At 72.6% G+C, this 19,967-nt stretch carries 16 protein-coding genes; 11 read left to right on the top strand and 5 right to left on the bottom strand.

Annotation, left to right across the window (positions count from 1 at the left end):
- Nucleotides 1-75: 75 nt before the first annotated feature.
- Both C1701_RS23335 and C1701_RS23330 read right to left on the bottom strand, forming a co-directional pair.
- Nucleotides 76-1,179, bottom strand: coding sequence for an HAD-IIIC family phosphatase (locus C1701_RS23335; RefSeq protein ID WP_103056611.1), 1,104 nt, complete (start codon nt 1,177-1,179; stop codon nt 76-78).
- A gap of 663 nt (nt 1,180-1,842) precedes the next feature.
- A complete protein-coding gene (locus C1701_RS23330) occupies nt 1,843-2,142 on the bottom strand; it encodes a hypothetical protein (protein ID WP_337661901.1) in 300 nt (99 codons plus the stop codon).
- Between the two features lie 161 nt (nt 2,143-2,303).
- Between C1701_RS23330 and C1701_RS23325 the strand changes: the two genes are divergently transcribed.
- From C1701_RS23325 to C1701_RS23295, 7 genes are all read left to right on the top strand, one after another.
- Nucleotides 2,304-4,118 carry a flavin-containing monooxygenase gene (locus C1701_RS23325; RefSeq protein WP_103056609.1) on the top strand — a complete coding sequence of 605 codons (1,815 nt, stop codon included), beginning with the start codon at nt 2,304-2,306 and terminating at the stop codon, nt 4,116-4,118.
- The gene (locus tag C1701_RS23320) at nt 4,115-5,716 is read left to right on the top strand and encodes a hypothetical protein (protein ID WP_103056608.1); all 1,602 of its coding nucleotides are present in this window, start codon (nt 4,115-4,117) and stop codon (nt 5,714-5,716) included. The genes C1701_RS23325 and C1701_RS23320 overlap by 4 nt, the downstream gene beginning before the upstream one ends.
- A 261-nt stretch (nt 5,717-5,977) precedes the next feature.
- Nucleotides 5,978-6,634 carry a GntR family transcriptional regulator gene (locus tag C1701_RS23315; RefSeq protein ID WP_335334192.1) on the top strand — a complete coding sequence of 219 codons (657 nt, stop codon included), beginning with the start codon at nt 5,978-5,980 and terminating at the stop codon, nt 6,632-6,634.
- A 111-nt stretch (nt 6,635-6,745) separates the two neighbouring features.
- Complete coding sequence (locus tag C1701_RS23310; RefSeq protein ID WP_051314387.1) at nt 6,746-8,110, top strand: MFS transporter; 1,365 nt, start codon at nt 6,746-6,748, stop codon at nt 8,108-8,110.
- Nucleotides 8,111-8,118: 8 nt separating this feature from the next.
- Complete coding sequence (locus tag C1701_RS23305; RefSeq protein ID WP_030227248.1) at nt 8,119-9,042, top strand: dihydrodipicolinate synthase family protein; 924 nt, start codon at nt 8,119-8,121, stop codon at nt 9,040-9,042.
- 13 nt (nt 9,043-9,055) lie between these two features.
- Nucleotides 9,056-10,192 carry a mandelate racemase/muconate lactonizing enzyme family protein gene (locus C1701_RS23300; protein WP_026420621.1) on the top strand — a complete coding sequence of 379 codons (1,137 nt, stop codon included), beginning with the start codon at nt 9,056-9,058 and terminating at the stop codon, nt 10,190-10,192.
- A gap of 160 nt (nt 10,193-10,352) precedes the next feature.
- Nucleotides 10,353-11,570: a M50 family metallopeptidase gene (locus tag C1701_RS23295; RefSeq protein WP_026420622.1), complete on the top strand. Its 1,218-nt coding sequence runs from the start codon at nt 10,353-10,355 to the stop codon at nt 11,568-11,570.
- A gap of 567 nt (nt 11,571-12,137) precedes the next feature.
- Here the strand turns inward: C1701_RS23295 and aztA are convergent.
- Nucleotides 12,138-12,881, bottom strand: coding sequence for a zinc ABC transporter ATP-binding protein AztA (aztA, locus tag C1701_RS23290; RefSeq protein WP_030106160.1), 744 nt, complete (start codon nt 12,879-12,881; stop codon nt 12,138-12,140).
- 52 nt (nt 12,882-12,933) lie between these two features.
- Between aztA and aztB the strand changes: the two genes are divergently transcribed.
- The 4 genes from aztB (at nt 12,934) to aztD (ending at nt 17,255) form a co-directional block, all read left to right on the top strand.
- Nucleotides 12,934-13,803: a zinc ABC transporter permease AztB gene (gene aztB, locus C1701_RS23285; protein WP_026420624.1), complete on the top strand. Its 870-nt coding sequence runs from the start codon at nt 12,934-12,936 to the stop codon at nt 13,801-13,803.
- On the top strand, nt 13,800-15,035 hold the full coding sequence (locus C1701_RS23280) for a hypothetical protein (RefSeq protein ID WP_103056606.1): 1,236 nt from the start codon (nt 13,800-13,802) through the stop codon (nt 15,033-15,035). Before aztB ends, C1701_RS23280 begins: the two co-directional genes overlap by 4 nt.
- Nucleotides 15,032-15,982, top strand: a complete 951-nt coding sequence (aztC, locus tag C1701_RS23275; RefSeq protein ID WP_026420626.1) for a zinc ABC transporter substrate-binding protein AztC — start codon at nt 15,032-15,034, stop codon at nt 15,980-15,982. Before C1701_RS23280 ends, aztC begins: the two co-directional genes overlap by 4 nt.
- 73 nt (nt 15,983-16,055) lie before the next feature.
- Entirely contained in the window at nt 16,056-17,255 is a 1,200-nt protein-coding gene (aztD, locus tag C1701_RS23270; RefSeq protein WP_026420627.1) for a zinc metallochaperone AztD, read from the top strand.
- Between the two features lie 120 nt (nt 17,256-17,375).
- On the opposite strand, the gene C1701_RS23265 is transcribed toward aztD, so the two are convergent.
- A complete protein-coding gene (locus C1701_RS23265; RefSeq protein ID WP_030106157.1) occupies nt 17,376-18,071 on the bottom strand; it encodes a fasciclin domain-containing protein in 696 nt (231 codons plus the stop codon).
- Nucleotides 18,072-18,168: 97 nt separating this feature from the next.
- Complete coding sequence (locus C1701_RS23260) at nt 18,169-19,737, bottom strand: molybdopterin-dependent oxidoreductase (protein ID WP_103056605.1); 1,569 nt, start codon at nt 19,735-19,737, stop codon at nt 18,169-18,171.
- Nucleotides 19,738-19,967: the final 230 nt, after the last annotated feature.

Raw genomic sequence — 19,967 nt, 5'->3', positions numbered from 1 at the left:
CCGCCGGTGCGGGTACCGGAGCAGGTGCACACCGACGGCCGGGCGGTGCTGGTCATCGCGTACTGGCCGACCCGCTCACCAGAGCGGAGTAACCGCCTCACCCGGGCGGTGCGCCAGATCGGGAGCGGTGAGCCGGAGTGTGTCGGGAGATTCGCGCCGCGCGGCCCGCAGGTGCAGTTGGCGAACGCCCTCGGTCGCCGACGGGCCGATCTCCGCTCGGCAAGCGCAATCCTGGTTGTCGAAACCCGCGAAGCGGTAGGCGACCTCCATCATGCGGTTCCGCTCGGTGCGCCGGAAATCGGCGACTAGGTGCGCCCCGTTCTGGGCGGCCTGGTCCTCGATCCAGTTGAGGATCACGCCGCCCACACCGAATGAGACCACTCGACAGGAGGTAGCAAGCAGTTTCAGGTGCCAGGCGGTGAGATGGCGTTCCAGTAGCACGACGCTGATCGCCCCGTGGGTACCGAAACGGTCGCTGAGGGTGGCCACCAGCACGTCGTGGTTCTCGTCGTCGAGCAGGTCGCGCAGGGACTCGTCCGAGTAGTGGACTCCGGTGGCGTTCATCTGGCTGGTGCGCAGGGTCAGCTCCTCGACGCGGCTAAGCTCGCTCTCGGTGGCCCGGCACAGCCGGAGGTCGAGGTCGAGGGTGCGCAGGAATTCCACGTCAGGCCCGGCGAACTCGGAACGTTCTGCCTCCCGGCGGAACTGGGCCTGGACCATCGCTCGCCGCCGTGCGGAGTCCACGGTGGTCGACCTCGGGGTGAACTCGGACAGCGCGGGGAAGCTGGTTGCCTCCTCGGCGGGGTAGCACCGGACGTCGGGCAGGTGGAAGGCGACCTCGGCGCGTTCAGTTGGCTGGTCGTCGACGAAGGCGATGGTGTGGTGGGCGAAGTTCAGCCGCTCCGCGATCGACCGCACCGACCGCGACTTGGGCCCCCAACCGATCACGGCGAGGACGAAATACTCGGCGATACCGAGCCGCTCCAGTCGTGCCCACGCGTGGTCGTGGTCGTTCTTGCTGGCGACCGCTTGGAGGATCCCCCGTGCGTCGAGTGCCTGGACCACCTCGAGGATCTCACCGCTGACGGAGACATCCCCGTCCTCCAGCAGGATGCCCCGCCACAGCGTGTTGTCCAGGTCCCAGACCAGGCACTTGACCGTGGTGCCGTTCTCGCTCACCGGTCGTCCTTCCGCCGCGGGGAGGTGCACGTCCCGGCTCCACGTCGAGACGTGGAGCCGGGGCCAGTGTCGCTGAACCAGCCGGCGTCCTCCAGGGCCTTCGGCCATGCCTCATGCCCTGGCCGCGCGGCCGGTCCCATCCAGTCCGATCCTGGTACCGCGACGCCGGGGGTCTTCTTCGCCGCCCTGCCCGCGCGAGCCCCGTGACCGTCAGGGTGGCCTGGCCCTCCCGTGCCCCGCCGCCCCTCGAGCGGTACGGCGACCGTCGTCCGTTCCGACGTCGCGCTGGGCTCGGCCGGTGGATGGTGGGATCACGGGCCCTGGTGGCTGAAGTTCAGGCGGGGGTCCGGCCAGAAGAAGACCGTGCTGAGGACCGAGATGCCTCCAACGAGGGGTCAGCCCCCGCAGCAGGGACGGGTGGGAACCGCCGCCGGCCCCGGCCGCAGCGCAGCCCCGATCGTGGCGCCCACTGCGTGAGGACGACCACGGCCCAGTCGATCGGACGAGTCCCCGGCGGCGCGACGACGGTGATCACGGCGAGGGAGTTGACCCGGTGAACAGCAGGATATTCACAGCGGTGGCCGGCTGGAGGGTCTCGCGGGTCAGCACGCTCACCAGGACCACGCTGTACATGCCGAGTACGAACCGCGAGGACGACGGCGGTCAGCCGGCAGGAGGACAGCCCGCCGGGCCCTCAGTGTTCTCCCGTTCACCCTCTACCGGCGGGCAGGCGCGGCGACGCGCGCCGGCCCTGGTGACGAGGTCGTCCACCGCGTCCTGCGGCAGGCGGCCCCGGCTCAGGGCGACGAGGTGGCCGAGCGGGATCTGCCGGACGGCCGCCAGGGCGTCCTCGTCCACTCCCCCCTGGCTGAGCAGGTCTCTGAGCAGGGGCCCGCCCACGGGGTGGGTGAGCCACTGGCCGACCGGGGTGTCGGCGGTCAGCACAGGGGTTGGGTCGCTCATTCGTCGGCCTCCCGGCGGTCGAGGTGTCGTGGTGAGCTGGTGGTGGAACGGTCGAGAACGGACGAACCGCGCACCGCCCACCATTAAATCACTCGCTTGACTTAATGGGTGGGGATGGGTTTCCTGGATCCCAGTGGTGATCACCGCGACGAAAGGCACGCATGTCCACCTCCGGCACCCCGACCATCCCGGACGAGCTGGGCTTCGATCCCGACGCCCTCCGCGCGAAGTACCGCGAGGAACGGGACCGCCGCCTCCGCACGGACGGCAGGCTCCACCACCAGCGGCCGGAGGGCCGCTTCGGCTACTACGCGGAGGACCCCTACGCGGAACCCGAGCCCCCCAGGTCCCCCCTCACCGACCAGGTGGACGTGGTGGTCGTCGGCGGCGGCTTCGGCGGACTGCTGGCGGCCAGCCGGCTCCGCCAGGTAGGCGTCGAGCGGATCCGCGTGATCGAGAAGGGCGGTGACTTCGGCGGGACGTGGTACTGGAACCGCTACCCGGGCATCCACTGCGACATCGAGTCCTACGTGTACCTGCCCCTGTTGGAGGAGATCGGGACCGTCCCCGAGTGGAAGTACTCGCCGGGAGCGGAGATCCTCCGCCACGCCCAGGACATCGCCCGGACGTACGACCTCTACCGGGACGCCTGCTTCCGCACCGCCGTCCGGGAACTCCGGTGGGACGAGCGGGCCGAGGAGTGGGTCGTGGGGACCGACCGCGAGGACCGCATCCGGGCTCGGCACGTGGTCGTCTCCAGCGGAACGCTCGACCAGCCGAAGCTGCCCGGCATCCCCGGCATCGACACCTTCCGGGGCCACACCTTCCACACCAGCAGGTGGGACTACGACTACACCGGTGGCAGCGCCGACGGCGGCCTGGTCGGCCTCGCCGACAAACGCGTCGCCCTCATCGGCACCGGCGCCACCGCCATCCAGGTGGTCCCCCACCTGGGACGCGACGCCCGGCACCTGTACGTCTTCCAACGAACCCCGTCCTCGGTGGACACGCGGGGGAACCGCCGCACCGACCCCGACTGGGCGCGGACGCTCGCCCCAGGCTGGCAGCGGCGACGCCGGGACAACTTCCTCGCGGTGGTCAGCGGGGAACGCGTCGAGGAGGACCTGGTCGGCGACGGGTGGACCTCCAGCGCGCGGCTCCTCCAGAAGCTGATCCCCACCAACGCGCGCACCGGCCTCTCCCCGGAGGAACGCGAGGCGGTGGACGAGATCGCCGACTTCCAGAAGATGAACGAGATCCGGGCCCGCGTGGCGGCCGAGATCGACGACCCGACGACGGCCGAGGCGCTCAAACCCTGGTACCGGTACCTGTGCAAGCGGCCGACGTTCAGCGACGAGTACCTGGCGACCTTCAACAGGGAGAACGTCACCCTGGTCGACACCGCCGACCACGGCGGGGTGGAACGGCTCACCGAGTCCGGGGTAGTGGTCGGCGACCGCGAGTACGAGGTCGACTGCGTCGTCTTCGCCACCGGTTTCGAGGTGGGGATGTCCGACGTGCTGCGCGGCCGGCTGCCCGTGCACGGGAGGGACGGGCTGGCCCTGCTGGAGTACTGGCGCGAGGGTCCGCGCACCCTGCACGGCTTCTACAGCCACGGGTTCCCGAACCTCTTCCACCTCGGTCCGCTCCAGAACGCCTCCTCGGTCAACTTCGTGCACGTCCTCGACGAGCAGGCCACCCATATCGCCGAGGTGGTGGCGGAGGCCCGTCGACGGGGTGTCGTCGTCGTGGAACCGACCGCCGAGGCCGAGGCCGCCTGGGTCGACGGCCTCAGGAGGAACGCCCCCGACCAGTTCCGGTTCCAGTCCGAGTGCACCCCCGGCTACTACAACAACGAGGGCCGCCCACGCCCCCGAGGCGAGACCTACGCCGACGGGCCGGTCGCCTTCCACCGCCTGCTCCGCCGGTGGCGGGACGAGGGCGGCATGGACGACGTGCTGGCGGTCTCCCCGTGACCGGGGCTCCGGGGGCGAGCAGGTACGGCACCCCACGCGACCCGGTGGGCGGCGCACGCTGGGACGTGCGGCGGCTCGCCGGGCCGAACCGGCTGTGGGGCTCCAACGGTGTGACGTTCGGCCCGGACGGCCGGTTGTACGTGGCGCAGTTCCTGGCCGGCGTCATCAGCGCGGTCGACCTCGCCTCGGGTGAGGTCGACACGGTCGTTCCCGCCGGCGGTCCGATCCAGTCGCCGGACGACCTCGCGTTCGGGCCGGACGGTTCCCTCTACGTCACCGACCTCGTACCGGGCCGGGTGTGGCGCCGGAGCCCGGAGGGGGAGTACGCGCTCGTCGCCGACGACGTCGTCCTGCCCAACGGGATCGCCGTCGTGGGCGACCGGCTGTTCGTCAACGAGATGCGCCCGGGCGGCAGGCTGCTGGAGCTGTTCCCCACCGGCGGTGCACCCGTGGTGCTGGCCGACGACCTGGCCATGGGCAACGCGATGCAGCTCGGCCCGGACGGGTGCCTGTACTACCCGCACATGCTCAGCGGCGAGGTGTTCCGGGTCCCCGTCGACGGTGGCGGCCCGGAACTCGTGGCGGAGGACGTGGACAACCCGGTGGCGGTGCGGTTCGACCCGGCCGGGGACCTGCTCGTCCTGTCGATGGGCGCGGCCGGCGTCGTCACCCGCGTCAGCGGGTGGGGAGCCGGTGAACGCTCGGTGGTGCCCAGTGGCATCGTCGGGTTGGACAACGCCGCCTTCGACGGCGAGGGCCGCATGTACGTGTCCAGTTACGCGAGCGGCGGCATCGCCGAGTTGCGGCCCGACGGCCGGTCACGGGAGATCGTGCCCCGTGGGCTGGACGGGCCGTTCGGCGTCACCGTCGACCTGGGCGGCCGGGTGCACCTCGGGGACCACTACCGGCTGGCGTCGGTCGAGGACGAGGGGGCGGTGACCACCCGGGAGCTGCTGCCGTTCACCCACGGCCTGACCTGCGACGCGCGGGGCCTGCTCCACCTGACCTCCGAGTTCGGCGAACTGCGGACCCACGACCCCGCCACCGGCTCGTCGCGGACGCGGGTCGAAGGGTTGGACGCCCCGGTGGGGCTGGCCGCGCGGGCCGACGGGGCCGTCCTCGTCGCCGAGTCCGGACGCGGCCGGGTGGTGGTCATCGACGAGCGGGACACCGTCGCCGTGCTCGTGGCGGGACTGGAGCGGCCCGTCGACGTCGCCGTCGACGGGCGGGGGCACTGCTACGTCACCGACGAGGCCACCGGCGTCCTGCACCGCGTCGACGACGGTGTCGCGGTGCCCGTGGCCGAGGGACTGGACCTGCCGCAGGGTCTCGCGGTGCGCGGTGACGACCTGCTGGTGGTGGAGGTCGGCCGGCGACGGCTCATCGCGGTCGACCCGGACACGGGGGAGGTCGCGGTGGAGGTGGCGGACCTGGCCGTGGGCGCGCCGCCCGGTTCCGCCCGCACGCCGCCGGCGCTGGCAGCCGCCGGGATGCCGGGGGTTCCCCGGCCCTTCGCCGGTCTCGCCGTCGGCCCGGACGGGGCCGTCTACCTGGCGGCCAACGGGGAGGGCGGGGTGCTGAAACTCGTCGCGCGGTGACACGGGCCGGGCACGGGGCGGTGCGACGAAGGGCGGTCGGGACCGCCGGCACTCGGTGCGTCCCCTCGGGGGCTGGGCTGGGCGGCGGGGTGCGTTGTTCCGCCGCCCGGTTTCGCCGCCCACCGGCCGGCTGAGGGGTTCACCAACCCCTCAGCGCCGACCGAACGCGGGGATCACTCCAAGAAAAGCGCTGGTAGAACCCCTTGACCGGGCGATCATATCTCATATACTACCCGCCATGACGATCGAGGACGGCCGCCGGTGACCGCGCGGAGACCCGAGATGATCCCGTCGCGCACGGAGCACGTGCTCGGCGTCATCAAGTCGGCCATCCTCGACGGCAGCCTCACACCGGGCACCGCGTTGGTCGAGCAGGAACTGGCCGAACGGCTGGGCGTCTCCAAGACACCGGTCCGCGAGGCGCTCAAGACACTGCACGGCTCCGGTCTGGTCGTCCTCAGCCCCTACCGGGGCGCCACGGTGGCGAGGATGTCCCACGCCGACGCGGTGGCCGTCTACGACATGCGACTGCTGCTCGAACCCGAGGCGGTGCGCCGCTCCGTCCTCGCCGGCGGCGACCTCTCCGAGGCCGCGGCGGCCCTGGAACGGGCTCGGACCGCCGCCGGCGACGCCGAACGCAGCATCGCCAACCGCGACTTCCACCGGGGGCTCTACGCCCGGTGCGGCAACCCCCTGCTCGTCACGACGCTCGACGGACTGCGAGACCAGACCGCGCTGGTGTCGGTGTCGGCCTGGGCGCGGCGGTCCTCCTGGGAGTCCGAAGCGGAGGAGCACGCGGCGATCCTCGACGCGGCCACCCGTGGCGACGCGGCCACGGCGGCCGAACTGACCGCCCGGCACATCCAGGACTTCGTCGACGCACTGCCCCGGGAGGAGGGTGGTCTCCAACCACGCTGACCACACACCACGCGGTGTGGCCCGTCCACTGCCAGGTTTCCGGGCCACACCGTCAGGAGTCACGCGTTCCGCACGACGGGGAACGCGACATCGCCACTCAGAGGAGCAACGATGCTTCATGGTGACACACCGTCGCCGGCGGCCGCCAACCGCGAGCCCGCCGCGCGTCGGCGCAGCAACATGCGATGGACGATCGTCGGGTTCTCCGCGCTCGGCCTGACCATCGCCTACCTCGACCGGTCGGCGTTGAGCGTCGCCCTCCCGTTCATCTCCCGCGAGTTCGAGATCAGTCCCGCGATCCAGGGTGTGCTGCTGTCGTCCTTCTTCTGGACCTACGCGCTCTTCCAGATCCCCTCGGGCTGGTTGCTCGACCGCCTCGGCCCCCGCCTGGTGTACCCGATCGCGGTGGGCTGGTGGTCGATCTGGACCGCGCTGACCGCCGTCGCCCAGGGGGCGGCCAGCATCATCGTCTTCCGGCTCGGACTCGGCATCGGCGAGGCCCCGGTGCAGCCGGCGAACGTCACCGTCGTGTCGAAGTGGTTCCCCCGACGGGAACGGGCGTTCGCCTCGAGCATCTTCGACATGGGCCAGCAGATCGGGGTGGCGCTGTCGGTGCCGGTCGTCACCGGTCTGGCCGTCGTCGCCGGCTGGCGGGCCGTCTTCGTGGTCATCGGTGGCGTGGGCGCCCTGTGGATCCTCGGCTGGTTGAAGGTGTACCGGTCCCCCGAGGACCATCCGAGGGTCAACGCCGCCGAGCTCGCGCACATCCGCTCCGACCAGGCCGAGATGGTTCCCGACCATGCCGAGCGGGCGGCGGCGCCCTGGACCGACCTGCTGCGCGACGGGCAGGTGTGGGCGCTGACCTTCGGTTACGTCTTCCGCTCGCTGGCCGGCGCGTTCTTCCTCACCTGGTACCCCAGCTACCTGCTCCAGGACAGGGGGCTCTCGGAGGCCGAGTTCGGTCTCGTGGGAGCGATCCCTCCGCTGGTGGCGGTCGGCGCCACCGTCCTCGGTGGGGTGGTGTCGGACCGGATGCTCGCCAGCGGCATGTCGACGAACCTGGCGCGCAAGCTCCCGATCATCACCGGGCTGGCGCTGAGCGCCTGCATCGCCTTCACCCCGTTCGTGGAGAGCACGGCGGCCGTGATGGCCCTGCTGACCCTGAGCAACGCGGCTCACTCGTTCGCCGGCGCCGCGATCCTCAGCCTGCCGTCGGAGGTCGCGCCGTCCCCGGACGTCGTGGGATCCATCGCCGGCTTCCAGAACTTCGGTTCCCAGCTGGGCAACATCATCAGCCCGATCGCCATCGGCTTCTTCCTGGCGGTGTCCAACAACTCCTACCTCGGCCCAATGATCTTCGCGGGCGTCAGCAGCCTGGTGAGCGCCCTCATCTACGGCCTGTGCGTCCGCATCAAACCCGTCATGACCTTCGACCAGGGCGACTCCCGCCCGGCCGCTCCGGAAGCGACCCCGTGAGGACGACCATGCACCCCCAGGACCTGACCGACCGCCTCGCGACCGTCGTCGCCATCCCCATCACCCCCTTCGACGGCGAGGGCGAGGTGGACTGGCCCTTGCTCGCCACGTTGACCCGACGCCTGGTGGACCACGGGATCACGGCCCTCACCGTCAACGGCAACACCGGCGAGTTCTACGCGCTGAGCCCGGCGGAACGGCGGCGCGCGGTGGAGGTGACCGTGGAGGCGGCCGGCGACCGGGCCACCGTCGTGGCCGGGGTGGGCTTCGACCTGCGCACCGCCCGCGAGGACGCCCGGCACGCCCGGGACGCCGGGGCGGACGCCGTCATGGTGCACGAACCGGCCCACCCCTACCTCTCCCCCACCGGCTGGGCCGGCTACAACGCCGCCGTCGCCTCGGCGGTGCCCGAGATCGGCGTGCTGCCCTACGTCCGCAGCCCGAGGATCACCGGGGAGGCGATCAGGTCCCTGGCCGAGGGGGCGCCGAACCTGGTCGGGTTGAAGTACTCGGTGCCGGACCCGGCGCACTTCGCGGGCACCCTCGCCGACGTCGGCCGGGACGACCTGTTGTGGATCGCCGGTCTCGCCGAACCGTACGCGCCCGCCTACTGGCAGGCGGGCGCCCGGGCCTTCACCTCGGGCCTGGTCAACGTGTCGCCGGCGGTGTCGTTGGCGATGTTGGCCGGCCTGCGCGCCGGTGACGCCGCGTCGGTCGCCGCGCAGTGGCGTCGCATCCGCCGGTTCGAGGAGCTGCGGTCCCGGGACGGGTCGGCCGACAACGTCTCGGTCGTGAAGGAGGCCATGGCCCAGGCGGGGCTGTGCCGCCGCGACGTGCGGCCACCGAGCCGCCAGCTCCCCGAGGACGTCGCGGCCGCCGTCACCAGCGCGGTCGCGGACTGGCCGGGCCTGACCAGCGGCGACGCCGCCTGAGGGAGGGGACGTCATGCGCGTCACGACGCTCGACACCTACATGCAGCGGGTCGGTGACCGGCCCCGCCTGCTCGTCCGCATCGGTACCGACGCCGGGATCCACGGCTGGGCCGAGACGTACAACCACGGCCCGGACCACGCCTTCCCGCCGCTGCTCGACTACCTGTTCGACCAGATCCGGGGCGTGGACCCGCGCCGGACGTCCTACGTCAACGAGCTGCTGTTGCAGTCATCCCGGTTCCCGCCCGGCGCGCTGGGTCTCGCGGCGATCGCGGCCATCGACCACGCCCTGTGGGACATCGCGGGCAAGGCCGCCGGGCTCCCGGTGTACCAGTTGCTGGGCGGCGCCGTGCGGGACCGGGTCCGGGTGTACGCCGGCCTGTACTCGGCACCGGACCTGCCCGAGCTGCGTGAGCGCACCGCGGAGGCCCACGAGCGGTACGGGGTGACGGCCTTCAAGCTCAGCCCGTACCGCGCGGACATCCACACCAACAGGTGGGGGGTGGTGTGCCGGGAGCTGGGCGAGTACTTCGGACAGGTCAGGGAGTCCCACCCCGACCAGTGGGAGTTCGCGTTCGACGCGCACGCGTGCGTGTGGGAGCCGGCGCGGGCGGAGCGGCTGGCGGCGGCGCTCGCCCCGAACGACCCGCTGTTCCTGGAGGAACCCCTGCGCCCGGAACACATCCCCGCGTGGGCTCGGTTGCGGTCGCGCATGTCGGTTCCGCTCGCGACCGGGGAGTCGCTGTACACGCCGCACGAGTTCCTCGCCCTGTGCGCCGCGCAGGGAGTCGACATCGCCCAGCCGGACATCTGCGTCGTGGGTGGGCTGACCCAGATGCGCAAGATCGCGGCGATCACCGAGGCGCACTACGTGCCGTTGGCGCCGCACAACCCGATGGGCCCGTTGGCCACCGCCGCGAACGTGCACTTCGCGGCGGCGACGCCGAACTTCTCCGTCCTGGAGTACAAACCGGACGAGGTGCGGTGGTGCCCGGACCCGTACGTCCCGGTCGACGGGCACCTGGAGCTCCGCCCGGACCGCCCCGGCTGGGGAGTGGAGATCGACGAGGAGGCGCTGCTGCGGGACGACCACGTGCACTGGGTCCGCCGGGTGCCGAACCGCCCGGACGGGTCCACCGCCTACATGTGAGGCGTGCCGGCGCGGGTCGGGTGTGGCCGCGCCCGGCCCGCCCGAGGGGCGAGCGGCGCGGTGGCGGTCTCCGACGGCGCCGGGCGTCGCACGGGCGGATCGGGGCGGTGCTCGGTACGATCCCGGAGGTCGCGCCGCTCCAGGTCAGGAGGGCCCTCGGGTGCTCGCGTACGTTCTCGGCGTCGTGTTGTTCGTCCTGTGCTTCTGGTTCTCCGTCTCCCTGCACGAAGCGGGTCACATGTGGACCGCTCGCGCCTTCGGGATGCGGGTTCGCCGGTACTTCGTCGGTTTCGGGCCGACGATCTTCTCGTTCCGACGGGGTCACACCCAGTACGGCCTGAAGGCGATCCCCCTGGGGGGTTTCTGCGAGATCGCCGGGATGACCTCGCTCGACGAGGTCACCCCGGAGGAGGCCCCCCGCGCGATGTGGCGGTTCCCCGTCTGGAAGCGGACGGTGGTGATGGCCGCCGGTTCGGTCATGCAGTTCGGCCTCGGTTTCCTGATCCTCTACCTGATGGCCACGACGATGGGCCTGCCGAACGTCGCCGGCGTTCCCCAGGTGGAGTCCGTCGCCTCCTGCGTGCGGGACGCGACGACCCCGGAAGAAGTCAGCGACCCCCGCTGCGAGGCTGGTGACGCCGCGCCCGCCCGGGAGGCGGGCCTCCGCCCCGGTGACCGGATCGTCTCGGTGGACGGAGTCACGACCCTCACCTACGCGGAGGTCATGGTCGCGGTCCAGGGCTCGTCCGGTCCGACCCGGTTGGAGGTCGAACGCGACGGCGGGACGCGGCCCGTGACGGTGGACGTGCGCCAGGTCGAGCGGCCGGTGGCGGTGCCGGGGGAAGCGGAGCCGGAGATCCGGACGACGGGCACGATCGGCGTCTCCTTCGTCCGCCAGTTCGAGTACGGGCCGGTGGCCGCCATCCCGGGTACCGCCGCGTTCACCGGTGACATGGTGGTGCAGACCTTCCACCGGCTCGTCGAGTTCCCCCAGCGGATCCCGGCGGTGGTGTCGGCGATCTTCGGGGATGAGCGGGACCCGGAGACGCCGATCAGCGTGGTCGGGGCCAGCCGCATCGGCGGGGAGGCCGTCCAGCACGGCCTGTGGCCGTTGTTCCTGATCCTGTTGGCGAGCCTGAACTTCTTCATGGGTGTCTTCAACCTGCTGCCGCTGCTGCCGCTGGACGGCGGCCACATCGCCGTCGGCTGGTACGAGCGGGTCCGGGACGTGGTGCGCGGGCTTCGAGGCAGGGCGGCCGGGGGTCCCGTCGACTACAACCGGCTGACCGGGGTGACTCTGGTGCTGGTCCTGATCGGCGCCGTGGTGATGGTGTTGACCGTCACGGCCGACATCGTCAACCCCGTCCGGTTGTTCTGACTTCGGCGGGGCCGGGGACGTCGGCACGGCGGTTGGTGGCGGGCCGGCCGCCGGGGAACGCGGTGGGCGGTGCCGGTGGCGACGTCGGGTACCTCGGGGAGTCGGTGACCGGGCTGGCGCCAGGGGTCCGAGGGGCGGGCGGCACCGGAGCGGTGTCGGGTTCGGTCGGGCGGGAGCGGGTGGGGCGGTCCCCGTGGCACCGGCGGTCGGACGTGGGCGCACGCCGGCGGCTCCTCCGCGCGACGTCGGAGAACCGGTCCCGCCCCGGGGGCCGTCACGCCCCCCGCCCCCCCCCCGCCGATCGCGGTCGACGCTGGCGGGCGGTGCCGTGGTGGTCCCCCAGCGCCGCGTCCTCCCTCCCGGCGCCCCCGCTCGCCGCGCCCGTCGGGCCGGGGACGCCCGCCGCCGTCCCGGGTTCCCGGGGCCGACGGCGCCGGCATGCGCTCCCCATGCGCGGTGGGGAGTGCCGGGACTCCACGGACGGGAACCCGCGACGCGGACCGGGTGGGAGGCCGGTGGCGCGGCCGGGCGGGCACCGGTTCGACCGACCGCGATGCCGCGTCGTCCTCAGCCGGCGGGGGTGCCCCGGCGGGCGGCGGGCCGCCCGGGGGTGGGCACGTTCCAGGCCAGGCTGATGGTGTCGGCGTCGAGCACGGTGGCCGGGTCGCCCTGCGCCATCACCCGGCCCTCGCGCAGCAGGACGCAGTGGTCGGCCTCGCGGGCGGCCTCGAGGTCGTGGGTGACCCGCACGACCGTCGTCCCCCGGTCCCGCGCCCCGCGCAGCGCCTCGTCGATGAGGGACCGCGCGCTCAGGTCGAGGCCGGCGGCGGGTTCGTCCAACAGCAGCAGGTCGGCCTGCTGGGCGAGTCCCTGGGCGACCAGGGCGCGCTGCCGTTGGCCGCCCGAGACCGCGCCGAGCTGCCGCTCGGCGAGGTCGGAGATGCCGAGTTCGGCGAGGCAGTCGTCGATGACGGCCCGGTCGGCTCGGGTGAGGCGGCGCCACGGGCCCCGGTGCGCCCACCGCCCCATCGCGACGGTGGCACGCACGGTGATGGGCAACGCGTCCGAGACCTCGCTGCGCTGCGGCACGTAGGCGGGTGGGCGCGGGCCCAGGCCCAGGATGGTGCCCGAGGTGGCCGGCAGGGTGCCGGCGATCACGTTGAGCAGCGACGACTTGCCCGCGCCGTTGGGTCCCAGGATGGCGGTCACTCGTCGGTGGGGAATCTCGGCCGTGACCTGGTCGAGCACTCGAACGGGGCCGTACCCGGCCGAGACCTCACGGACTGTGATCCCTGGCACTGAATCGCTCATGGCACCCCTTCCCGGTTTGATGAAAATGGTTATCACTATAAGGTGCGTCGCCATGGACATTCTGCTGCCGTTCGAGGTGGCCTTCGTGCAGCGGGCTCTGGTGGCGGGCGTGCTCGTCTCGCTGGTGTGCGCGCTCGTGGGCACCTGGGTGGTGTTGCGCGGCATGGCGTTCCTCGGGGACGCGATGTCGCACGGGATGCTCCCCGGCGTCGCCCTGGCCTCACTGCTCGGTGGGAGTCCCCTGATCGGGGCCGCGCTGAGCGCGGGAGTGATGGCGCTGGGGGTGAACGCGCTGGGACGAACCCGCCGCATCTCCCGGGACACCGCGATCGGGATGCTCTTCGTCGGCATGCTCTCGACGGGCGTGATCATCGTCTCGCACTCCCGGTCCTTCGCCGTCGACCTGACCGGGTTCCTCTTCGGGGACGTCCTGGCCGTCCGCGACGGCGACCTCGTGGGTCTCGCGGTGGCCCTGGCCGTCGCCGGCCTGGTCTCGGCACTCGGGTACCGGGCGTTCCTCGCCCTGACCTTCGACCCCCGCAAAGCGCACACCCTGGGGCTGCGGCCACGCCTGGCGGAGGGGTTGCTGCTGGGCCTGGTGACGCTCGCGATCGTCGCGTCGTTCCACGTGGTGGGCACCCTGCTGGTCTTCGGACTCCTCATCGCGCCGCCGGCGGCGGCCGCGCTGTGGGCGAGGCGAGTGCCGGCGATCATGGCCGGTGCCGCCGCGCTCGGCGTCACCGCGAACGTCGTGGGGCTGCTGGTGTCCTGGCACTTCGGGACGGCCGCCGGAGCGACCATCGTCGCCGCCGCCGTCCTGCTCTTCTTCCTCTCGGCACTCGCCGCCCGCCTCGTCCGGCGCGCGCCCCGTGCCGAGCCGTCCCCGAACGACCACCACGAAAGGACCGAGTACCAACCGTGACACGGCAACAGCACACGCGGGCCGCCCGGCTCGCGGCTGGGCTCGCGTCGGTGTCCGTCCTGATCGCGGCCTGCGGCAGCACGACACCGGCGGAGAGCCCGGCCACCGTCGAGGAGGACGTGCCCCACGGCTACGTCGAAGGCGCGGAGGAGACCGCCGAGGCGCAGTCCCGGCTGGTCATCGCGGACGCGGAGACCGGAGGGGTCAGGGTCCTCGACCTCATCGACGAGGAGGTCCACGAGGTCGGCCAGGTCGAGGGGGTCGAGGACATCGCCGGCGACGGCCGCTTCGGCTACGTCGCCGGTGCCGACGACGCGGTCCACGTCATCGACAGCGGTTCCTGGATGGTCGACCACGGGGACCACGTGCACTACTACCGGGCCGAGGTCCGGGACGTCGGCACCGTCGACGGCGTGGAGCTCACCGACGCCTTCAGCGATCCCGTGGTGACCGCGGTCTCCTCCGCCGACGGTCGCACGCTGGTGCTCGACCGGGCCGAACTCGACGGCGGGACGGTGGTCCCCCGCGTCGAGGAGGTCCCGGTGGCGGGCACCTCCGCCACGGTCCCCTACCGGGAGCACCTGCTGGCGCCGGCCGGCGGTGGAGCCGGTGACGGCACCGTCGAGATCCGGGACCGTGACGGGGAAGCGGTGTCGACCCTCGACGTGACCTGCGAGGACCCGCGCGGGCAGGCGCTGACCCGCCGGGGCGTGGTCTTCGGCTGCGCCGACGGCGCGCTGCTGGTCACCGAGGACGACGGCCGTTTCGACGGGGAACTGATCGCCTACCCGGAGCCGGTCGAGGACGGGGAGCGGATCAGCACCTTCCGCCACCGCCCTGGCAGCACGACGCTGGTCGGCACCGCAGGGGATGCGGGGGGCTGGCTCCTCGACGTCACCGAACGGACGTGGCGGCACTGGGCGACCACCGAACCCGTCGTGGCCGCCAACACGGCCGGCGAGGGATCCGCCGTCCTCGTCCTCACCGCCGACGGTGTGCTGCGGGGGCTCGACCCGGACACCGGTGAGGAGACCGCCGCGGTGTCCCTGCTGGAGCCGGGGGCCGCGGCCGGGACACCGGCCCCGGTCATCGAGGTCGACACCACCAGGGCCTACGTCAACGACCCGACCTCCGGTGAGATCCACGAGATCGACTACAACGACGACCTGCGGGTCGCCCGCACCCTCGAGGTGCCGGGGCTGGCCAGCCACATGGTGGAGACGGGACGATGAGCGGCCGAGGCGCGCGCCCCCGCGCACACCGACTCGCCGGTTCCCTGCTCGCGCTGGCCACCGGACTCGTGGTGGCGGCCACCGGGTGCTCCACCGCCGACGCCGACCACGGCGAGGTCGTGGTCACCACCAACATCCTGGGCGACATCACCCGCAACATCATCGGTGACCAGGCCGAGGTGACCGTGCTGATGCGGCCCAACGCCGACCCTCACTCCTTCGGGATCTCGGCCCGGGAGGCGGCTCTGGTCGAGCGGGCCGGGCTGCTCGTGCACAACGGCCTCGGCCTGGAGGAGGGGATGCTCCGCCACGTCGCGGCCGCCGAGGAGTCCGGGGTGCCGGTCGTCTCCGCGGGTGACCACGCCGACCCGATCGACTACACCTCGGACGAGTCGCGGGGGGAACCCGACCCGCACTTCTGGACGGATCCGGTGCGCGTCGTGGCGGTGGTCGAGGAGATCACCGACCGCGTCGTCGAGCACGTCGACGGCGTCGACGAGGAGGCCGTGCGGGCCAACGCGGACGCCTACCGTGCCGAGCTCGAGGCGCTGCACGAGGAGATGGCGGAACGCTTCGCCGAGATCCCGGTCGACCGGCGGCAGCTGGTCACCAACCACCACGTGTTCGGCTACCTCGCCGAACGCTACGACTTCGAGGTCGTCGGCGCGGTGATCCCCAGCGGGACGACACTCGCCTCCCCCAGCGCCTCCGACCTGGAGTCCCTCGCCGGAGCGGTGCGGGACGCCGGGGTGCCGGCGATCTTCGCCGACTCCTCCCAGCCGGACCGCCTCGCCCAGGTCCTGGCCGACCACGCGGGTCTGGACGTGGCGGTGGTCCCGCTCTTCTCCGAATCGCTGAGCGCGGAGGGCGAGGGGGCGGAGACCTACCTGGACATGATGCGCGCCAACACCGACTCGATCTCCCAGGGGTTGCTCGGGCAGCTCTGACCACCCATGACACCGCACCGGGCCGGTGACCGCCGGCCCGGGAACACCGAACGAGAACAGAGAGCGAACACAGATGCGAACCTCCCCACGCACCCCGGCCGGACGTGTGAGAGCACTGGCCGTGCCGGCCCTCGCCGCCGCGCTGACCCTCAGCGCGTGCGGCGGGTCCACCGAGAACGACGAGGCGACCGACGCCGAGGCGTCGACCGGTGCAGCCACGCCCTCGGTCGTCGACCCCATCGTCACCACCTACGACGGCGGCCTCTACGTGCTGGACCCGACGACCCTGGAGGTCGTCGAGGACATCGCCCTGGACGGGTTCAACCGGTTGAACCCCGCCGGCGACGACCGCCACCTCTTCGTGTCCACGTCCTCCGGTTTCCAGGTGCTGGACGCGGCCACGCCGGAGCTGACGGACCTGGAGTTCGAGGGCCCCAAGCCCGGTCACGTGGTGCGCCACGCGGGCAGGACGGTGCTGTTCTTCGACGGTTCCGGTGAGGTGCTGATCTTCGACACCGACTCCCTCGGCGACTCGCTGCCCGAGGCGGACACCCACACGACCCCGGAGCCGCACCACGGCGTGGCGGTCGAGCTGTCCACCGGCGAACTGGTGACCACCCTGGGCAACGAGGACGAACGCCCCGGCATCGTCGTGCTCGACGGCGACGGCGAGGAGATCGCCCGCAACGAGGACTGCCCCGGTGTGCACGGTGAGGCCACCGCGCGGGACGAGGCGGTGGTGATCGGCTGTGAGACCGGTGTGCTGATCTACCGCGACGGTGAGATCACCAAGGTGGACAGCCCCACCGACTACGGGCGCATCGGCAACCAGGCCGGCTCCGAGGAGTCGAGCATCACCCTGGGTGACTACAAGCAGGACCCGGACGCGGAGCTGGAACGCCCCACCCAGATCTCCCTGATCGACACCGAGGACGCGAGCGTGGAGCTCGTCGAGCTGGGCACCAGCTACACCTTCCGCTCCCTGGCCCGGGGCCCGGAGGGCGAGGCCCTCGTCCTGGGTACCGACGGCGCGATCCACGTCGTCGACCCGGAGACCGCCGAGGTCGTCAACACCATCCCGGTGATCGACGAGTGGGAGGAGCCGCTGGAGTGGCAGCAGCCGCGCCCGGCGATCTTCGTCCGAGGTGGCACGGCGTTCGTCACCGACCCCAGCGCCACCGAGATCCACGCCGTGGACCTCGAGTCCGGTGAGATCACGGCGACCGGGTCGCTGCCCTCGGCCCCCAACGAGCTCAGCGGCACCCTGAGCTGATCCGGGTCGACCCGGTCCGGGGTTCGGCGGCGGTCGGTCGCGCACCGACCGCCGCCGGTCCCGGTGGTCACCCCGTCCCGCGTGGTCACCAGCCCCCCGCCAGGCCGTCCTGGCCGGAGGTCACTCCTGGGGCATGAGCACCTCGTCGACGACGAACACCGTGGCGTTGGCGGTCGGGATGTTCCCGCACAGCACGCTGGCCCCGTTGACGGTCAGGTCCTCGCCCGAGCCCTCGACCGTGAGCTGGCCGCCCTGCACGGTGTCGAGGGTTCCCCACTCGGCGACGCCGTCGGCGTCCAACCGCTCCGGGACGACGTGGTAGGTCAGCACGCCGGTGAGGTCGTCCGCCCGGTCCGGGTCGGTCAGCAACGCGGTCAGCTCGTCCTCGGGGATCGCGTCGAAGGCCGGGTCGGCGGGCGCGAAGACCGTGTAGCTGGCGCCGGTGTCGTTGAGGGTGTCCCCGAGCCCGGCCGCCTCGACGGCCGCCGTCAGGTTGGTCAGCAGCGGGTTGTTGCTGGCGGCGGTGCCCACCGGGTCGTCGATCATGCCCTCGACCGACCCCGGGTCCTCCGGGTCGGTGGGGACCTGGTCACAGCCGGGCCCGTAGACGTCGGCGGCCGTGGTCACCCCGTCACCGGCCATCCCGTCCTCCGGCGAGGTGTCCTCCTCCGGTCGCTCCGGCGCGCTGGTCACCGTGCCCCCGTCCGTTCCCGGCCCGGGGTCCTGGGCTTCCTCCTCGCCGTTGGCGCAGGCGGCGAGCAGCAGGGCCGAGGCGGTGATGCCGCCAGCCAGGGCGGTGCGTCGCGTGGTCCTCATCGGATCGTTCCTCCTCGGTCTCTTTCTGGGACTTCATGGGGTCTTCGGTACGTGCGGCCGGAGGTATTGCCCCGGATCGTGAATTTCTTCCGCGCGGTCACTCGGCGGTGCAGACGACGGCATGCCAGCCCGTCGCCCCGTCGGGCACGGTGCCGACCCGTTCCTCGGTCTGGGTGTGGCCGTCGCGGTCGGTGGCCCGGCAGGAGATGCGGTGGCCACCGGGAACGAGGTGGACCTCGGCCCGCCACATCCGCCAGGTGTCCGGGTTGACCTCCCGGGCCAGGGTCGCCGGTTGCCACGGCCCGTCGTCCACCCGCACCTCGACCGAGTCGATTCCCGTGGTCTGGGCCCAGGCGACCCCGACGACGGTGGTCCTGCCGGCGGGGAGCGTCTCGAACCCCCGGGGCGAGTCGATGCGGGACTGCGTCTTGATCGGCGCTCGTTCGGCCCAGCCCCGCTCCTCCCAGTAGGTGCGGCGGTCGCCCGTGGTCAGCTCGAGGTCGACCAGCCACTTGGTGGCGGACACGTAGCCGTACAGGCCGGCGGTGACCATGCGAACGGGGAAGCCGTGCTCGGGTGGCAGGGCCTCCCCGTTCATCCCGAAGGCGAGCAGGGCCACCCGGTCGGGATCGAGCAGGGTCTCCACCGGGGTCGCGGCGGTGTACCCGTCCACGCTGGTGCCGAACACCCGCTCGGCCCCCGCCCGGACTCCCGCCTCCCGCAGGAGGTCCCGCAGGGGAACGCCGACGAACTCGGCCGTCGAGACGTAGGGTCCGCCGACCTCGTTGGAGACGCAGGTCATGGTGATCGTCTCGGTCCGCCAGGGTCGGCGGAGCAGGTCGTCGAAGTTCAGGGACAGTTCCCGCTCGACCAGCCCGTGGACGCGCAGCCGCCAGTCCTCCGCGCGAAGGGCCGGCACGCGCAGCGCGGTGTCGACCCGGTAGAAGTCGTCGTTGGCCGTGATGAACGTCGGGGTCCCCTGGTCGACGAAGTCGGCGCCGCCCGGTGGCGGCGAGGGGGGCGGGAGGCGGGCGGTGACCGCGCGTCGGGACTCCTCCAGCCCGCCTCGACCGGTCAGCGCCTGACCGCCCAGCGTGGCCGTCGCCGAGCCCAACGCGACCGCGCCGGTGGACACCAGGAGCCGCCGGCGCCCCAGGCCCGCACCGGTCCCGGTCAGGGCCGGGTCCTCCCCGGTGTCCTTCCGGGGACCGCGCGGGCGGGAGGCCGACCAGAGCAGCGCGAAGACCACGCCACCCACCACGGTCGACGAGAGCGGCACGGCCACGGCCCAGGTGGGCAGGTCGGGTCGGGCCAGTGTGGCGAGGGCCCCGGCCGTCCCCCCGAGCCCGACCAGGATGAGGCCAGGGAGTGGGCCGCCGCGCGAGGCCAGGCCGCCGGCGGCGCCGAGCACCGCGAGGACCACGCCCATCCCGACCAGCAACGCGGTCTTGTTCGCCTCGCCGAAGGCGGCGATCGCGAAGTCCTTCACGGGTTCCGGCGCCAGGTCGATGGCGGAGTTCCCGACGGCGAGGAAGGGCGAGGACCCGGGCGAACCGGTGAGCCCGGCCAGCAGGTGACCGGCACCGAGCGCGGCCGCCACGGCCAGCAGCCCGGTCAGGCAGGACGTTCCTCGCGGGGGTGGGTGGACGCTCTCGTGGTCCCTCATGCCCCTTCTTCGGGGCGGAGGTGCCCGGGGGTTGCCCTGCTCCCGGTTCACCGCGCGTCCGTGCGCACTGGACCCCGGCGGGCGGCGAGGACCTCGGAGCGCCACTGGGTCGACTCGCCCGCCTCCGGGCAGCTGCCGGGGGGTGGGCGGCGCGGAGGACTCCGGTGCGGGAGCGCGGGACCGTGCGGGGCGATCTGGTCGGGGTCCACGTTCCGGGTGGCCTGCCCGGT

Source organism: Actinoalloteichus sp. AHMU CJ021, assembly GCF_002895405.1.
GTDB lineage: Bacteria > Actinomycetota > Actinomycetes > Mycobacteriales > Pseudonocardiaceae > Actinoalloteichus_B > Actinoalloteichus_B caeruleus.
This window is presented reverse-complemented; position numbering and strand designations above follow the sequence as displayed.